This window comes from Pectobacterium nicotianae (genome assembly GCF_023272715.1).
Classification (GTDB): domain Bacteria; phylum Pseudomonadota; class Gammaproteobacteria; order Enterobacterales; family Enterobacteriaceae; genus Pectobacterium; species Pectobacterium brasiliense.
Genome location: NZ_CP096821.1, coordinates 4124939 through 4141284, shown reverse-complemented (window position 1 = coordinate 4141284; position 16346 = coordinate 4124939). Strand labels below are relative to the sequence as shown.

17 protein-coding genes and 3 tRNA genes are annotated in these 16346 nt (G+C 54.0%); 9 read left to right on the top strand and 11 right to left on the bottom strand.

Features of this window, described 5'->3' with window-relative positions; genetic code table 11:
- The first annotated feature begins 39 nt into the window (after positions 1-39).
- Positions 40-759, top strand: coding sequence for a purine-nucleoside phosphorylase (gene deoD, locus MYB54_RS18400; RefSeq protein WP_010300039.1), 720 nt, complete (start codon positions 40-42; stop codon positions 757-759).
- 42 nt (positions 760-801) lie between these two features.
- Here deoD and MYB54_RS18395 read toward each other — a convergent pair whose 3' ends face one another.
- From MYB54_RS18395 to MYB54_RS18375, 5 genes are all read right to left on the bottom strand, one after another.
- Positions 802-2550: an ABC transporter ATP-binding protein/permease gene (locus MYB54_RS18395; RefSeq protein WP_248721180.1), complete on the bottom strand. Its 1749-nt coding sequence runs from the start codon at positions 2548-2550 to the stop codon at positions 802-804.
- 48 nt (positions 2551-2598) lie between these two features.
- Complete coding sequence (locus MYB54_RS18390) at positions 2599-5094, bottom strand: TonB-dependent siderophore receptor (protein WP_205594980.1); 2496 nt, start codon at positions 5092-5094, stop codon at positions 2599-2601.
- 135 nt (positions 5095-5229) lie between these two features.
- Positions 5230-6192: a FecR domain-containing protein gene (locus MYB54_RS18385; RefSeq protein ID WP_248721179.1), complete on the bottom strand. Its 963-nt coding sequence runs from the start codon at positions 6190-6192 to the stop codon at positions 5230-5232.
- Positions 6189-6731 carry a sigma-70 family RNA polymerase sigma factor gene (locus MYB54_RS18380; RefSeq protein ID WP_010279756.1) on the bottom strand — a complete coding sequence of 181 codons (543 nt, stop codon included), beginning with the start codon at positions 6729-6731 and terminating at the stop codon, positions 6189-6191. Before MYB54_RS18380 ends, MYB54_RS18385 begins: the two co-directional genes overlap by 4 nt.
- Before the next feature lie 199 nt (positions 6732-6930).
- Positions 6931-7827: a LysR substrate-binding domain-containing protein gene (locus MYB54_RS18375; RefSeq protein ID WP_205593097.1), complete on the bottom strand. Its 897-nt coding sequence runs from the start codon at positions 7825-7827 to the stop codon at positions 6931-6933.
- Positions 7828-7927: 100 nt separating this feature from the next.
- Here MYB54_RS18375 and MYB54_RS18370 point away from each other — a divergent pair, with 100 nt between their 5' ends.
- Positions 7928-8227 (top strand): carboxymuconolactone decarboxylase family protein, encoded by a 300-nt coding sequence (locus MYB54_RS18370; protein WP_012773310.1) that lies wholly within the window; start codon positions 7928-7930, stop codon positions 8225-8227.
- Between the two features lie 4 nt (positions 8228-8231).
- A complete protein-coding gene (locus MYB54_RS18365) occupies positions 8232-8621 on the top strand; it encodes a tautomerase family protein (protein WP_205594978.1) in 390 nt (129 codons plus the stop codon).
- A gap of 139 nt (positions 8622-8760) precedes the next feature.
- On the opposite strand, the gene MYB54_RS18360 is transcribed toward MYB54_RS18365, so the two are convergent.
- From MYB54_RS18360 to MYB54_RS18350, 3 genes are all read right to left on the bottom strand, one after another.
- Complete coding sequence (locus MYB54_RS18360; protein ID WP_039496895.1) at positions 8761-9240, bottom strand: discoidin domain-containing protein; 480 nt, start codon at positions 9238-9240, stop codon at positions 8761-8763.
- A gap of 204 nt (positions 9241-9444) precedes the next feature.
- Positions 9445-9888, bottom strand: a complete 444-nt coding sequence (gene rimI / locus MYB54_RS18355) for a ribosomal protein S18-alanine N-acetyltransferase (RefSeq protein WP_205593099.1) — start codon at positions 9886-9888, stop codon at positions 9445-9447.
- Positions 9857-10270 carry a DNA polymerase III subunit psi gene (locus tag MYB54_RS18350; protein WP_205593100.1) on the bottom strand — a complete coding sequence of 138 codons (414 nt, stop codon included), beginning with the start codon at positions 10268-10270 and terminating at the stop codon, positions 9857-9859. Before MYB54_RS18350 ends, rimI begins: the two co-directional genes overlap by 32 nt.
- A 159-nt stretch (positions 10271-10429) precedes the next feature.
- On the opposite strand from MYB54_RS18350, the gene rsmC reads away from it, so the two are divergent.
- Entirely contained in the window at positions 10430-11479 is a 1050-nt protein-coding gene (gene rsmC, locus MYB54_RS18345; protein ID WP_094433626.1) for a 16S rRNA (guanine(1207)-N(2))-methyltransferase RsmC, read from the top strand.
- A 2-nt stretch (positions 11480-11481) separates the two neighbouring features.
- Here the strand turns inward: rsmC and MYB54_RS18340 are convergent, their stop codons facing one another.
- On the bottom strand, positions 11482-12474 hold the full coding sequence (locus MYB54_RS18340; protein WP_039462289.1) for an aldo/keto reductase: 993 nt from the start codon (positions 12472-12474) through the stop codon (positions 11482-11484).
- A 113-nt stretch (positions 12475-12587) separates the two neighbouring features.
- On the opposite strand from MYB54_RS18340, the gene MYB54_RS18335 reads away from it, so the two are divergent.
- The 4 genes from MYB54_RS18335 (at position 12588) to MYB54_RS18320 (ending at position 13993) form a co-directional block, all read left to right on the top strand.
- Complete coding sequence (locus tag MYB54_RS18335) at positions 12588-13493, top strand: LysR family transcriptional regulator (RefSeq protein ID WP_039282188.1); 906 nt, start codon at positions 12588-12590, stop codon at positions 13491-13493.
- A gap of 103 nt (positions 13494-13596) precedes the next feature.
- Positions 13597-13683 (top strand) — tRNA-Leu (locus MYB54_RS18330).
- Between the two features lie 75 nt (positions 13684-13758).
- Positions 13759-13845: transfer RNA gene (locus MYB54_RS18325), tRNA-Leu, on the top strand.
- 61 nt (positions 13846-13906) lie between these two features.
- Positions 13907-13993, top strand: a tRNA-Leu gene (locus tag MYB54_RS18320).
- 135 nt (positions 13994-14128) lie between these two features.
- Here MYB54_RS18320 and MYB54_RS18315 read toward each other — a convergent pair.
- Together MYB54_RS18315 and MYB54_RS18310 are read right to left on the bottom strand one after the other, a co-directional pair.
- Positions 14129-14419: a DUF1435 domain-containing protein gene (locus MYB54_RS18315; protein ID WP_039496905.1), complete on the bottom strand. Its 291-nt coding sequence runs from the start codon at positions 14417-14419 to the stop codon at positions 14129-14131.
- 107 nt (positions 14420-14526) lie between these two features.
- Entirely contained in the window at positions 14527-15429 is a 903-nt protein-coding gene (locus tag MYB54_RS18310) for a LysR family transcriptional regulator (RefSeq protein WP_039502160.1), read from the bottom strand.
- A gap of 129 nt (positions 15430-15558) precedes the next feature.
- Between MYB54_RS18310 and budA the strand changes: the two genes are divergently transcribed.
- The gene (budA, locus tag MYB54_RS18305; RefSeq protein ID WP_205547549.1) at positions 15559-16341 is read left to right on the top strand and encodes an acetolactate decarboxylase; all 783 of its coding nucleotides are present in this window, start codon (positions 15559-15561) and stop codon (positions 16339-16341) included.
- Positions 16342-16346: the final 5 nt, after the last annotated feature.

Sequence of the window (16346 nt, the reverse complement as noted above, 5' to 3'; positions counted from 1 at the left end):
GTTTTTTACGTGAAACTTGATTAATTAAGGAATAAACGCATGGCTACGCCACATATTAATGCAGAAATGGGTGATTTCGCGGACGTTGTACTGATGCCGGGCGACCCGCTGCGCGCTAAGTACATTGCAGAAACCTTTCTGGATGATGCCCGCGAAGTGAACAACGTGCGTGGCATGTTAGGGTTCACGGGGACTTACAAAGGCCGTAAAATTTCGGTCATGGGTCACGGTATGGGCATCCCATCCTGCTCAATCTATGCAAAGGAACTGATCACCGAATTCGGCGTGAAGAAGATCATTCGCGTGGGTTCCTGCGGCGCGGTACGTGAAGATGTCAAACTGCGCGACGTGGTGATCGGTATGGGCGCCTGTACGGATTCCAAAGTGAACCGTATGCGTTTCAAAGATCACGACTACGCGGCGATTGCCGATTTCGACATGGTGCGTAATGCCGTTGATGCTGCCAAAGCACGCGATGTTTCTGTCCGTGTCGGTAACATCTTCTCCGCCGATCTGTTCTACACGCCAGATCCGCAGATGTTCGACGTGATGGAAAAATACGGCATTCTGGGTGTGGAAATGGAAGCGGCCGGTATCTACGGCGTAGCGGCTGAGTTCGGTGCTAAAGCGCTGGCCATCTGTACCGTTTCCGACCACATCCGTACTGGTGCGCAGACCACGTCAGAAGAGCGTCAAAACACCTTCAACGAAATGATCGAAATCGCGCTGGAATCCGTTCTGCTGGGCGATAACGAGTAATATCACATCAGCCCGGACGTTCGCTCCGGGCTGTTTTTCCTTTCACATCTTTCCGTAAGCAACCTGCTGATTGTCCGCCGCTGGCGGCGCAATAGAAGGCTCGTCTGTGTGATTCTCTGTTTGCGCTTTCTTCTCTGCTTCGAGCGGCGTTAACCGTACCTGATATTTGAAACTGGCCAGTACGGCAGGCTGGTGGCTGACGGCCAAAACAATGGTTTGTGGCAGCGTAATCCTGATGTGCTCTAGCAGTTGAAGCGCCGCCGCGTCATCGAGCTGGCTGGTGGCTTCATCCAGACAAAGCAGCGTCGGGCGCAGCAGTAGTGCACGCGCGAACGACAGACGCTGCTGTTCGCCGCCCGATAGTTCCCGACTCCAGTTCGCTTTGTCGTCCAGACGAGGAATCAACGCGGCCAGCCCGGTTTGTTCCAGCACCGCAATCAGCTGTGCAGTATCCGCTAACTGCGCCTGCGGATAACACAGCACCTGACGCAGCGTATCCTGCGGTAGATAGGCCTTTTGCGGCAAAAACAGCGTGCGGCCTGCGGGGAAATGCCACTCTCCTTGTGAAACAGGCCACAGCCCTGCCAGCGCCCGCAGTAGCGTGGTTTTTCCCGTGCCGCTGGCTGCGTTAAGCGTCGCCCATTCGCCAGCCTGAAGCGTGAGCGTCAGCGGGGCGAAATACGGTGAACCATCGGGGCGCGGTACGGACAGCGCGTTGATATGCAGAGTATGGCCTTCATGACGCGGTGCCTCTGGCGTCGGCAGCTGCTGTAAGCGATGCTGGAATTCCCACAGTCGCTCAATGGTGGAAGACCACTGAACCAGCTGGCGATAGGCATCGATAAACCAGCCAAAGGCATCCAACACATAACCGAAGGCGGATCGCGCCTGCATAATCGCCCCGAGGCTAATCTGACGTGCGAGAAACAGTGGCAGGGTAGCGAACACCGGAATAATCAGGCTGAAGCGGAAATAGCTGGTCGTAAAGCTCTCTAGCCGGAATTCCCGCGTCATTAAACGCTGCCAGTTTTGCACGATGGGCTGGAAATACTGCCGCATCCGCTGCTGCTCGGCGTCACTTCCTTGGTAGAAGGCAATCTGCTCGCTGTTATCCCGCACCCGCAGCAGCGTGGCGCGATAGTCGGCCTCTGTTCGCTGACGTTCAATATTCAGCTTGTGCAGGCGGTGCCCTAGCAAGTGCGTCACCACGCTGGCTAGTGCGGCATAAACCAGCGCGATCCACACCAGATAGCCGTGTATCGTGATGGTGTAGTCGGCTAGCGTGAAAGTATGGACGCCGGAAAGCTGCCAGAGAATGGCGATGAAAGAGAAAAAACGAGCGGTGTTTTTCAGCAACGAGAGCAGGAGTTCGAGGCTTTGTTCTATCAGCAGGCGAATATCTTCCGCGATGCGCTGATCGGGGTTATCCAGCCCTGAGTTGAGCTGATAGTGGGCGTGATTGCGCAGCCAATCCTGCTCATACTGGTGCGTCATGGTATCGCGCCAGCGGATAATCAGCTGTTTCTTGAGCCAGTTGCCGCAGATGATGACCAGCACGAACAGCAGCGTGTAGGCCAGATAGCGCACGGCCATATCGTAGACTGACGCGTGCTGAAAATAGTCTGCCAGCGCGTCGTAAAAATCCCGGCTCCAGTTATTGTACTGCACGCTGATCCACACGACGGAGAGCGTCAGGCTCATAATCAGCAACAGTAATAACCACAGCAACGTGGCACGTGTAGTCAGCCAGAAAGGCGCGACCAGTGAATAAAAGCGTCTAAGCGTTTGCATAATGGATGGGGCGATGGCCTGCCAGCAGAGGCTGGCAGGCGTGTTCGCTTAGAAATTCCACTTCGCTGTCAGCATGAAATTACGCGGATCGCCGTAATAGTTGTTGCCGCTAAGATGGCGGTTATTCAGGTTTAAGAAGTAGGTTTTATCCGTCAGATTATTACCTACCAAATTGAAGCTCAGGTTTTTGCTGTGTTGATAACGGATATTGGCGTTAAACAGGGTGTAACCGCCCTGATGCAGGCCATAAGCCCGGTTCGGGTAGGTTTGCGTCTCGGTCTGTGCCGTCATACCCGCGCCAATCGTCCATTGGTTCAACTCACCCGGCAGATTGTATGAGGTGTAGAGCTTGAACATATGCTTCGGCGTGCGCGGGCTGAACTGTGCGGCTCTTTCGCTTGCGCTTCCTTCAAGATATTTACTGTTGGTCAGGGTATAACCGGCCTGAATCTGCCAGCCTTCGGCCAGTTTGCCCGTGATATCGAACTCGACACCCTGGCTGCGTACTTCGCCTTGAGCCTGGGAGCAGCTTGTCCCGATCAGGCAAACTGAGCTATCCGCGACGGCCATCGCGCGATTCGCCTGAATGATGCGGAACAGCGCCAGCGAGGTATTCAGATCGCCATCAAAGAACTCGCCCTTCACGCCGGTTTCATAGTTGGTGCCGGTAATGGCGGGCAGCAGCTTACCGTTGCGATCTTTCTCGCTCTGCGGTTTGTAGATCTCGGCGTAGCTCAGATACCAGGTGTAATTATCGGCGAAGTCCCACAGCAGGCCGCCGTAAGGTACGAACTCATTACTGGCATGCAGGCTGCTGAGTGAGGACGTATTGCGGAAATGATTAGTGAAATATTCGTCGTAACTGTAGGCGCTGTAGCGGCCGCCCAGAATCAGTTTCCAGTCATCCGCCAGCTCGAATCTGGCCGTGGCGAACGCACCGCGCTGGTACAAATTAAAGCGGTCGTTGTAGTGATTGCTGTAGAGACTCGTATTTGACCAGTCTGGTTCTGCCAGCGAATTCGGCTGCCAGTTGAAGATATTCACGGTGCTGGTGTTGTTGATGCGGATGTGGTTGTTATCGAAGTTCTCTTTCTGATAATCACCGCCCACCACCAGTTCATGGTTGCGTCCCAGCAGCTCGAACGGACCGTTCAGGCTCAGGTTGTAACCCCACTGTTCGGCCTTATTGTCATAACGCAGGTTATTGTTCAGCGAAGAATTTCCCGTTGCCGGATTAACGCCGCTTGTGCCATTCATGATGCCGATATAGCTGCTGTCCGCGCGGGAATGGATATAATTCAGTGCAGTTTTCAGCGTCCAGTCGTTATCGAAGTGGTGCTCCAGTTCGACAAACGGGTTAATTTTTTCAAACTCGATGCGGTTCCAGCTTGCGCCCAGATAGGTGGAACGCGGTAGATTCAGGCTGCTTTTATTGGTGGCGAACGGGATGCCGTACACATCAGGCACGCCTCGGGTCTTTTGCCAGTTGATGCCACCGGTGACCGTGGTGGATGGCGTCAGATCGTAGGCCAGCGTGCCGAACAGCACTTTTCTTTCACTGTGTTCGTAATCTTTAAAGCTCTGCCTATCCTGATAGACGCCAACGAGACGGCCGCGCAGGCTGGCATCGTCGTTCAGCGGCCCGGAGACATCGAGCTCGCTGCGGTAATTATCCCAACTGCCCGCGCCAACGCTGCCGGATGCCTGAAAGTTGTGGGTAGGCTGTTTGCGCACCAGATTAACGGTGCCGCCGGGTTCGCCATTGCCTTGTGACAGGCCAGATGCCCCGCGCAGGATCTCGACGCGATCATAAATCGCCAGATCGGGCGATTCGCTGGAGGTCTGAACTGCGCCCATATTGGAGACGCTGTTCTGGCTGGAGAAGTTCACCCCGTCTTCCTTGATATTATCCATCACGAAAGCGCGCGATTCGTATTTCACCTGATAGCTATTCTGATTGACCACGTTAATGCCGGTGGTTTGCTTCATCGCCTCATCCAGCGAGGTCATATTCTGATCGTCCATGCGCTGGCGTGTGACGACGCTCACCGACTGCGGCGTTTCTCGTGGCGACAGGTTCAGCTGTGTCGCGGTGTTCATGCTGCGCGTGGTGTAGGACTGGGTGCCTTCGGTTACGCCGTGGCGGTTGACGCCCGCGACGACCAGCATTTCATCCCCCTGCGGTATTCTCTGTAAGCGCCAGACTCCGTTAGGCTGCGGAATCACCTGAAGTCCGCTTCCGGCGAGCAGCGCCGAAAATCCGCCGTCGACGCTGTAATTCCCTTGCAGAGATGACCCCGTTTTCCCTGTTGCCAACTGTGCATCGCCGACCAGATAAACGCCCGACTGGGTGGCAAATTGGTTTAGCTGCTGGTTAAGCGGCCCGGCAGAGATGGAATAGGTTTTGGTTGCCGCCGCGACTGCTGTTTCTGCTGCGGTGGCGGTGGAATGCACGAACAATGGTGCGCCGCACAGCAACAGATGAACGGCCATTGCCAGTTTGGAAGGAGTGCGCTGTGTAGAGAAAAATGGAATCAATGCCATGAAAATTCGCCTTCTGACCCAGAGTAAAAATTGGTGGTTTTACTGTGAATCGAACGACAGTGGAAAAAGGGGAACTCAAAAGAGAAAATTTTTTGGCTGTATCCCCAAAAACGGTAGCCAAAAAAGAGGGCGATATCAGCGCGGTTCGACGGTCACCCACCACGGAAAACGGCGATGGATGCGGACCGGGAAGGCCTGCGCCAGCATGTTCAGTGCCATGTCGGTATCGGTTAAAGGGAAGGTGCCCATCACGCGTAAATCCGCGATGGCAGGCTGGCACGCCAGATAGCCGTGGCGGTAGCGGGACAGCTGCGCCACGACGTCCCCCAGCGGCATGTTATCCGCCTGGAGCACGCCGTGTGACCAATCGGCATCGTTCTGCGGGTTGGGCACGATGTTACCCTGACCGTCGGCATTAAAGCGCAGGTGATAGCCCGCGCTGACCCGACGTGCGGCGGTGGCGTACTTGGCGCTGACGTCGACCGCGTGTTGGTAAACGGTTAGCGTGGTGACATCCGGTTCCTGCGCAATGCTGAAGCGTGTGCCCAGCGCCTGCAAGCGTCCTTGCGCGGTGGTGACGAAGAAAGGGCGAGCATCTGCGGCGGTATCAATCAGAATATCCCCCGCCAGCAGGGCAATTTCCCGACGCTGGTCGCTGTAGCGGATATCAATCGCGCTGGCGGTGTTCAGCCACAGTCGGGTGTTGTCCGGTAAGGTCAGCGATTTGATTTCTCCTACCGCACTGTGATGATCGGCCGTCATCGCCAGCAGCGAGCCTTTTAACGGCGTGTGACGGTAAGTCAGCCAGGACAGCAGAGAACCGGTGCTGAGCAATGCGGTGAGCTTGAGTGCACGGCGGCGAGTCATCGGTGCAGACTTGTGCAGCAGCGTATTCAGCGCGGGTTGTTGACTGTCGCCACGCAGCGGCTGGAAACGTTGGCTGACCGTTTGCACGAATTCCCAGGCCTGGCGATGTTCCTCGCTTTCGTCCATCCAGCGCTGCCAGTGGCGGTAGTGCTCATCGTCAGGTTCCCGATCGCACAACTGGGCGTACCATTGCGATGCCTGCTGCAAGGCGATAAAGCTGGGCTTATTCATGAATGAACGGCCTGACCGTCCGCGTCTATCTCCGCTTCCAGCAGTACACAGTGCAGCATGGCCTGCGCCATGTATTTTTTCACCATACGTTCGGAAACGCCCAGCGCCGTAGCAATTTCCCGATAGGGCAATCCCTGAACCTGCGCCATGATAAAGGCTGCACGCACCTTCTCCGGCAGCGCACGCAGCATGGCATCAACCTGATATAGCGTTTCGAGAATGATGTTACTGTCTTCCGCCGACAGGGCAACCGGCTCCGGCTGTTCGGCTAATGAGGTGAGCCAGACGCGCTCAATTTCCCGTTTGCGCCAGAGGTCGACGCACATGCCCTGCGCCATCACGCTCAGGTAAGCCCGCGCGCCTGCGTGGCTGTCGAACTGGCGTGGTTTCAGCAACAGCCGTAAAAATACATCCTGCGCCAGATCGGCCGCATCACACAGATTCCCCAGCCGTTTGCGCAATAGCCCTTGCAGCCAGCCGTGATGCTGACAATAGAGCTGATGCAGATCTGCTGAGGTATCAATATTGGCTGATGACATGTCTGGTGCCTGAAACGGAGCGATAGGAGGTCAAATTTCAGGCGCATATTAGTTGAGAATGATTTTTATTTCAATGCTAAGGAAAATGTGGGTACTGATGGCTAGGAGACACTCGACATGCCAATACACAATATCCCACCAGCATAGTGCTAACAGGGGGATCGTTTAGTTAAAATCAGTAGACTGACCTTTAGGTTGATCATGGCGACTCAAGCTTCACATTTAACAGCGCCTTTTCCATCAGTTGCCCCAGCATTGCCAGCGCGTTGTGAATCGCTTGGTTCTCAGTCCCTTGCTCCAGTGTAATGCCGAGACTCCCGGGTGATGGCAAAATACTTCCCATTATGTGGAGATTGCTGGGTATCCCGATTCGAGTTCGCACGGTAATACCCAGTCCGGCCTGCACTGCTGCCCAGATACCGCTCAGGCTATGGCTGATAAACACCACTTTCCACGCTATACCAGCCCGGTCTAAGCAGGTTGTGGCACGTGAACGCATCAGGCACGGGCTTTCAAGCATCACTAACGGCAAGGGTTCCCCCCGCGCGAGTAGTGTGTTGATGTCTAAATCTGGATGCTTTATCCACTCCAACTGGCACTGGTCGATCAGTCGGCCTTCGCGCGTGATATTCTCCGGCTGCCACAGTAATGCCATATCAAGTGCGTTGTTATCAAGCGCGGTGAGCAGCACCTGGTTACGATCTACTCGCGCAATAATCCGCAGCCCCGGATGGTGGCGTTTGAACTCGCCCAAAATACCAGGCATCAGCGACTCGCCAAAATCTTCCTGCATGCCAATGCGGATTTCCCCCTGCAATAGTTCACCTTTCACCGCTCGCTGCGCCTCATCATTCAACGCCAATAGGCGACGGGCATAGCCTATCAATATCTCGCCTGTATGGGTCAACACCAGGTGACGGCCCTGCTTTACCACCAGTTTGGCACCGCATTGTTGTTCCAATTTTTTTAGTTGGGCGCTTATCGCCGAGGTTGAGCGGCAAAGTCGTGTCGCTGCCAGTGCAAAGCTGCCGCACTCCATACCCGTCACAAAACTGCGTAGCGCATCGAGGTCAAGCGTCAGAGAAAGTTTGTCCATTATCGTCCTGAAATTTGGGATGGTTGTTTGAAAATAATTTGATTTTCGGGATGAAACTATCGCGCCAGAATTGTTCTACTGTCAATACGGAGAAAATACCATGGCGAAATCGCTTGATCGTGAAACTTTGGCTCGCGTCGCACCGAAACTGGCCGAACTGAGCATAGACACACTGTTTAATGATATTTGGAAACGTGAAACGCTTTCCCCGCGCGAGCGTAGCCTGATCACACTGGGAGCCCTGACGGCACAAGGGCGCGTGCAACAGCTTCCTTGGCATATCAACTTCGCACAGCAGAATGGGTTAACCCGTGAAGAGATCGTTGAGGTTTTCACACATTTGGCATTTTACGCAGGCTGGCCAGCGGCAGTTTCCGCCCTCGGTTGTTTGGAGGAATAAGGAAATGCCTTTCACTCGTATCACCCTGCGTCAGGGTTATCGTGACGCACAGATAAGTCAGATCTCCGATATTCTGCAACAAAGTCTGATAGATGAGTTTGCTGTCCCGCCTGCCGATCGTTTTCAGATATTTGAAACGCTGCCAGCCGGCCAGCGCATATTTGACAGACGTTATAAAAGTGCCGGACGTAGCGAAGATTTTATTCTGTTCCATATTTTTGCGGGAAAACCCAGAACCCGTGAGCAAAAGCGAAACTTCTTCCGCATGCTAAGCGAACGACTGCATGGCGCGCTGAATATTCATCCGGATGATGTGATGGTGATAATCCAGTTCAACACTGCCGATGAATGGAGTTTCAGCAATGGGCAGATGTTGTCGGAGGAGAGATTATGATTGTGATGCAATACCGTTCCACTCTGCTAGCTCCCAACTAAGCAAAAAAGCTGCTATCGCATAATGAAATAGCAGCTTTTACCAACCTGTTCTCTTAACTGGCCAATATGAGACCCAAGCTCCAGGTCATCCCGACACGTTACTTAATGGCCTGAGCCGGAACCTGTGCAGCGCTGTTAAAGCTGATCTCGTTGATGGCGCTCCATTTGTTCACATCGGTGCCAAACGTATCCAGCTTGAAGAATTTCGCTTTAACGGCAGGGAAGGTGAATTTTTCACCGTCTTTGGCATTGCTGGAGGTGACCAGATTCTCAGCCAGCTTTTTCCAGGTTTTCCCGTCGGTGGAGTAGGACACGGAGAACTTCAGTTTGCGCTCATCCGCTTTGAAAGGAACCAGAACAAAGTTCTCAACCGATTGTTCTTTATCCAGTTCTAACTGAACCCAGCTCTCACCGTTTGCCGCCCAGCGGGTTTTTACATCGCCATCGGCAATGTTGGCCGGTTTGTGGCCCTTGTCTGAATCATAAGCGGAGGCTGTCACCGCCGTTACTTGTACCGCGTAAGCGGAAAGAGAGAATAAGCCGCACAGAAGCGTCGTAGCCAGAGTGTATTTTTTCATATTATTCCTCGTAGATAACGGATAAACCATGGCATGCCTGCAAACCAGAAACATGAAATGGAACCTTATTGTGATAAAAAAGAAACGAGGTTTTATTTGTAGCGATCACGTTGCGGGGATTTTTCTGTCAGGAAAAAAGGCAGAGCGGGACGGGGCGCACATTATGGCACCCCCGAGTAGCGAGTGCCGTAGTAGATAAAGAGGTTAGCCGAGTGGCAGCGCCATGAGAATGGCGTCTTCCCGACCTTGTGCCGTGGGGTAGTAATCGCGGCGCACGGAGACTTCGTTAAATCCCAGATTTTCATACAGCGCGATGGCTCGCGCGTTTGACTCGCGGACTTCCAGCCACAGCGTCAGAATGCCGCGTCGCTCCATTTCGTCGATCAGGTGTTCTAAGAGTTGGCGACCCAACCCCTGACGCTGATGATCGGGATGCACCGCGATGTTGAACAATGTCGCTTCATCCAGCACGACCTGCGTGATGGCGTAAGCGGCAAGCTGCCCGTCATGTTCCAGTTTCAGGTTGAAATAGCGCTCACCCTGATTGCTGATAAACGTCTTTTCCGACCAGGGAAAGGCGTGGCTGACTTGTTCAATTTTGAAGGCTTGTGCCAGGTCAACTGGCGTCAGGGAAGATATCGTGTTCATGTTCACAGATCTGTTGCCATAGCGCCCGTTTGGCGTTGGCATTTTGATAAAGTTCGGAAAGCAGAGGGCTGGAAAGCTGAACTCCCTGTAGCGCAATAGGTTCCGCGATGCCCAACCGCCAGCTATGGCAGCGTGCATCGGCGGGCAGCATGTCGATCTGCTGTGGCGTCAGGCGATAGGCTTGCGCAGGCGTGAGCGCCAGACTGTGCAGCACGTCAGTTAGCAGCGGTTCATCATCGGCCAGCGGCTCGGCGGAGACGATCACCAGACGCACCTGCTCGGGCAGACTGACGGCGATTTCGCCTTGCAGCACCGTCGGGCGACGCAATGTCCACTGCGTAATCCCCAGTTGCTGTAGCAGCCTGTCACGTCTTGATTCCATGCGTTATCCTGTCTGGCGTGCGAGAAAATGATTCGTGCCTATGCTAACAAACCCCGTCAGACTGCGCCAACGTCGGTGCGGTTATTTCCTCTCCGCTCTGCAACTTCGGGGACGAAGCGTATATAATCCCCCGCTCAATGATTAAGGAGCCGTAGCCCGATGTCCGCATTAACCCCCGCCAGTGAAGTCATACTGCGCCATAGTGACGAATTTCTTTCACGCCGAGTTCTGTTTGCCGGTGATTTGCAGGATACCCTGCCCGCGCAATTTGAGGCGGCGTCGGTGCGTGTCCATTGCAACCAATATCACCACTGGCAACAGATGGCAAAGCCACTTGGGGATAATGCTCAATATGGTCTGGTGGCGGATGCGGCGCTGGTGGCGGATAGCGACACGCTGATTTATTACTGGCCGAAGAGCAAACAGGAAGCGGAATTCCAACTGCGTAACCTGCTGTCCCTGATGCCGGTCGGTGCGGAAATCTTCGTTGTCGGAGAAAACCGCAGCGGCGTGCGCAGCGCGGAACCCGTGCTCTCTGACTTTGTTGAGTTGGCAAAAATCGACAGCGCGCGCCGCTGTGGGCTTTACCACGGTCGGATCGACAAGCAGGCCAGCTTCACGCTGGATGACTGGTGGGACGAGTATGTGACGGACGGCGTGACCGTCAAAACGCTTCCGGGCGTCTTCAGTCGTGATGACCTGGATCCGGGTAGCCGACTGCTGCTGTCTACGTTTGAGCCGCATATGAAAGGCAAAGTGCTGGATATCGCCTGCGGTGCGGGCGTGCTGGCATCGGTACTGGCGAAACAGTCGCCGAAAATCCGCCTGACGTTGAGTGATGTCAGCGCAGCCGCTATCGAATCCAGCAAGGCAACGCTGGCGGCGAATGCGTTGGAAGGCGAGGTGATTGCGAGTAACGTCTATTCCGACATTAACGGTCGTTTCGATATGATCGTGTCTAATCCGCCGTTCCATGACGGCTTGCAGACCAGCCTGCAAGCCGCGGAAATGCTGATTCGTGGTGCGGTGACCCATTTACCGATTGGCGGACAGTTACGCATCGTCGCTAACGCCTTTCTGCCTTATCCGGCGCTGTTAGATGCCGCCTTTGGTAGCCATGAAGTGCTGGCGCAGACCGGACGCTTTAAAGTGTATCAGGCCACTGTGGGTCGTCCGCCGCGCACAGGCAGCAAAGGTCGCCGTCGGTAATCTTACTGATTCAAGGCTGCCATGCTCTCCTTGCCGTAGCGTTCACCTGCTGCGGCATCGGGCGGGAAGATGGCATCAATGGCGGCCAGTTCCTCTTTCGTCAGAGTGACATCCAGCGCCGCGACGTTTTCTTCCAGATAGCGGCGGCGTTTAGTACCCGGAATCGGCACGATATGTTCACCCTGTGCCAATACCCACGCCAGTGCCAGCTGTGAGGGCGTAACCTGCTTTTCCTGCGCCAGTTGGTTAATTTTCTCTACCAACTGCAGATTTTTGCCGAAGTTTTCCCCCGAAAAGCGTGGATTGGTACGACGGAAATCGTCGGCAGCCAGATCGTCCGGGCTGCGAATCGCACCGGTCAGAAAGCCACGTCCCAGCGGGCTGTAAGGCACAAATCCGATACCCAGACGCTCACAGGTGGGCAGAATTTCGGCTTCCATATCGCGGGTCCATAGTGAGTATTCGCTCTGTAACGCCGTAATAGGGTGCACGCGATGCGCACGTTCCAGCGTGGTGGCGGAGGCTTCACTCAGGCCGATGTAACGAATCTTGCCTTCCTGAACCAGCTCGGCCAGCGTGCCGACCGTCTCTTCAATGGGAACGGTTGGATCAATGCGGTGCTGATAGTAAAGATCGATAACGTCTGTGCCGAGTCGCGTCAGGCTGCCTTCCACCGCGCGGCGGATGTAGTCCGGTTTACCGCAGACGCCGCGTGCGTTGGGGTTTGCCGGATCGCGGATGATGCCGAATTTGGTCGCCAGAAAGACCTGCTCACGCTTGCCTTTTATCGCTTTGCCGAGCAGCAGTTCGTTGGTGTGGGGGCCATACATATCGGCGGTATCCAGCAGCGTGACACCCAGTTCCAGTGCGCGATGCAACGTGGCAATGGATTCTTTTTCATCCTGCGCCGTGGAGTAGAAATCACTCATTCCCATGCAGCCTAGCCCAATCGCCGACACCTGTGGGCCGTTCGCGCCTAATTTGCGTTGTTGCATTGTCATCATCCTCATCTCGTTGGCAGTGCAAGCAGTCTGGTTGTTTATCTAACAAAGATAAATACCGCTTTTTATGCAACACTATTCAAAAATAACTAACAATGGTGGCGGCGATGGATCACATTCAGGCGATGCGGGTTTTTGTACGTATTGTCGAACTGGGCAGCTTCAGCCGCGCGGCGGAGCGACTGACGCTGCCACGCGCGACGGTGAGCAACACCATCAAACAGCTTGAAGCACGGCTGGGGGTACGTTTGCTGCAACGCACGACCCGTCAGGTGCAGATCACCGATGAAGGGCGCGTTTATTATGAACGCTGTCTGCAATTGCTGGCGGAAATTGAAGAGATCGACACGCTGTTCACGCAGCAAAAGCAGCAGCCTGTTGGCAAAGTGCGGGTGGATATGCCGCACTCGCTGGCGCGGGAGATTGTCGTTCCGGCGCTGGGCGAGTTCTACGCGCGCTATCCGCAGGTGACGCTGATGCTGAGCGCCAACGATGCGGCGATTAATGTGCTGCGTGAAGGCGTTGACTGTGTGCTGCGTGCCTGGCAGACGGACGACGAAACGTTGGCGACCCGCCATTTGCCGTCAATGCCGCAGATTACCTGTGCGTCGGCCGACTATCTGGCGCGATACGGCGTGCCGCGTTCGCTCGATGAGTTGTCGGGGCATCAGATGGTCGGCTATTTCTCTTTGCGTACCGAACACCGTTATCCGTTGGAATTCATGTCGGGTGATGAGTGCATTACGCGTATGTTGCCCGGTGCGTTGCAGGTTAATGGCACTGATGCCTACATCGCCAGCGCGCGTGCCGGACTGGGGATTATTCAGGCACCGCGTCGCGGCCTACGCCCGTTTCTGGAAAGCGGAGAACTGGTGGAGATCCTGCCGGAAATGCCGCCGCCCGCGATGCCACTTTACGTGATGTATGCGCCTGGTCGCTTTCTCGCGCCACGGATTCGGGTGTTTATCGAATGGCTCGATGAGCTCTTTACGCGCAACGCCGCAGCGAGATGATGATTTTTGCAGCAAACCCCGCATTCCAGAGGAAATAATCATTGACGTGAACGCGAAAACCTCTAGAATTCGCCCCCGTAGTGATATTGCGTAAAGCAGTGTTGCGAAGGTGGCGGAATTGGTAGACGCGCTAGCTTCAGGTGTTAGTGTTCTTACGGACGTGAGGGTTCAAGTCCCTCTCTTCGCACCAACATCACTACAGCGGTTCTGGTTTGTCGAACCGAAGCAGTAATCAGTGTTACATGATAGATTGCATGACAGAATTGCGAAGGTGGCGGAATTGGTAGACGCGCTAGCTTCAGGTGTTAGTGTTCTTACGGACGTGAGGGTTCAAGTCCCTCTCTTCGCACCATGTCGTGATAGATTTAGCGTGTAAGATAGGTTTGCTGCATAAGACAAACAACGTTCTCAGTGCGAAGGTGGCGGAATTGGTAGACGCGCTAGCTTCAGGTGTTAGTGTCCTTACGGACGTGAGGGTTCAAGTCCCTCTCTTCGCACCACAGATTTATTCTGTATCTTCCTGATTTTCATCTCTGTTTATTCTCTTTTATCCCGTTTCTGGCTATAGCGCTTTTCTGCGTTCATTTACCCATCTAGCTTTGTGTACCCTTTCTTTTTTCTTTATCCACGAGCACTTACAGCGTCGTGAGATTAAACGTGACGGACAGCGCCGCCAAACCGCCAGCCAGTGCAATGCAGGATGGCAGCAGTAAATAGTGGCGTAAACGTTGATGGAACAGCATAACAAGCGTCGCCAGCAGGGCGATGGCGATAATCACTTTCAGGTGCGTCAGATTCAGGTTAAGCAGCGCCAATAGCGGCATGATGGCACAAGGCAGCAGCACGCCCCAGGCACTGGACAGATGCTTCCCCATACACCAGCTCACACTCCATAGCCCGCAGGCTGTGATCATTGCTGTCAGCATTTTTCCACCCGTCAAAAAATGATAATGATAACTAATATCATATAAGAATTTATATCAATTACTAGCTTTTTGACGAGCAGATTGTTGGAATTTTCTACCTAGGTGCGTTAATCGGGATGTTGGGTACTTAAATGCTGGCGTATCAGGTGGATCATATTCACGATAGCGGGCGATCGCTCATGTTTGCGCCAGATAGCCGCAATTTGTGTATGGACTTCGGGCATACCGATATCATGATAGGTCACATTATCCGCCTTAATACAGGCGAGAGATTCCGGCACAAGCGTGATGCCGAAGCCTGCGGCGACCATCCCGATGGTGGCTGTTAACTGCGGAGCAAAGGGGCTAGGTCTGGGGCCATAGCCTGACAGATAGCAGGTGCGGATAATCATATCGTGCAACCCCGGACACACCTCGCGCGGGAAAATAATCAGCGGCTCCTGACGCAGTTCGCTGAGTGAAACTTGCGTTTTATGGCTAAGCACGTGTCCTGCGGGTAACACCAGTTTCATCGGTTCTTCGGCCAAAATTTCCCCGTTAATCTCATCACTGAGATCGCAGGGTAAGCGCAGAAATGCGATGTCGATATTACGTTCTTGCAGCGCAGTGATGAGCGCAGCCGGATTTTCCTCCTTTGGTAGCGGCTGAACGTGTGGATGCTGCTGACAGTAACGATGCAGCAGCGCAAGCACGGTTGGATGGAACATGGCCGACGGCGAAAACCCCACGTTCAGGCTCCCTTTCTCACCCCGCGCAATGCTTCTTGTCCGCGCGATGGCCGAATCGGTCAACTGCAAAATCTGACGAGCATCCTCATACAGCGCTTGTCCCGCTTCCGTCATTTCTACGCCGCGCGTCAGTCGCTTGAACAGCGGTGTACCGATCTCCTGCTCGAATTTCTTGATCTGCTGGCTGAGGGGCGGTTGTGACATCCCCAGATTTTCCGCCGCACGCGTGAAATGCTTAGCTTGTGCAACGGCGACAAAATAGCGCAGATAACGTAGCTCCATTTACGTAACTCCATATGTTTCCGATCTTGAAATGACCTTCATTGCATATTGGAATTTTGTCCTCTTCCGCGTCAATCTTTATCTAAATATTAATAATGTTTAAGTAAGTGGTGCGGTGAGAAGGAAGGTATGAAAACGAATATCGTTGATCAATCCTGTGAAGAAGCCTTTGCTAGCTACGCCTATGACTTTCGGCGACAGCATGCAGACAGCGTTATTTATCAAACCTCATTAATGAGTGGACTAATAAATGGCGTATACGAAGGTAGCCGAACGATGGCTGAATTACTGGAGCATGGTGACTTTGGATTAGGAACATTTAATAGTTTGGATGGGGAACTGGTTGCCTTGAATAGCCAGATTTTCCAGCTGTTATCCGACGGCAGTGCGCGGGCAGCGAAGCCGGAGCAGAAAACGCCGTTTGCGGTCATGACGTTCTTTCGTCCGACAGAAACGATCCGTTTTGATCGCTGGACCTCGCGTGAAGACGTGCATCGCCAGATCGATGAGATAGTGGGAACGGATAACCTGTTCTGCGCCTTGCGCATTGACGGGAATTTTCGCTGCGTTGAAACCCGTACCGTCCCCCGGCAGTGCCGACCTTATAAACCGATGCAGGAAGCGGTTGAAGGGCAACCGACATTTCATTTTGAACACCGTAGCGGCAGCGTTATTGGTTTTCGTAGTCCAGCTTACACTCAGGGAATTAATGTCGCGGGTTACCACGAACATTTCATTACTGACGATCGCCAGGGCGGCGGCCATATTCTGAATTATGACGTCGGCCACGGCACGTTGACGTTTGGCGTGATTGCCAAACTGATCATCGATCTGCCTCAGGATCGGGAATTTCTCAATGCCGACCTGTCCTCAGAAAACCTCAACAGCGTCATCAAGTCAGTAGAGAGCTAGTCATT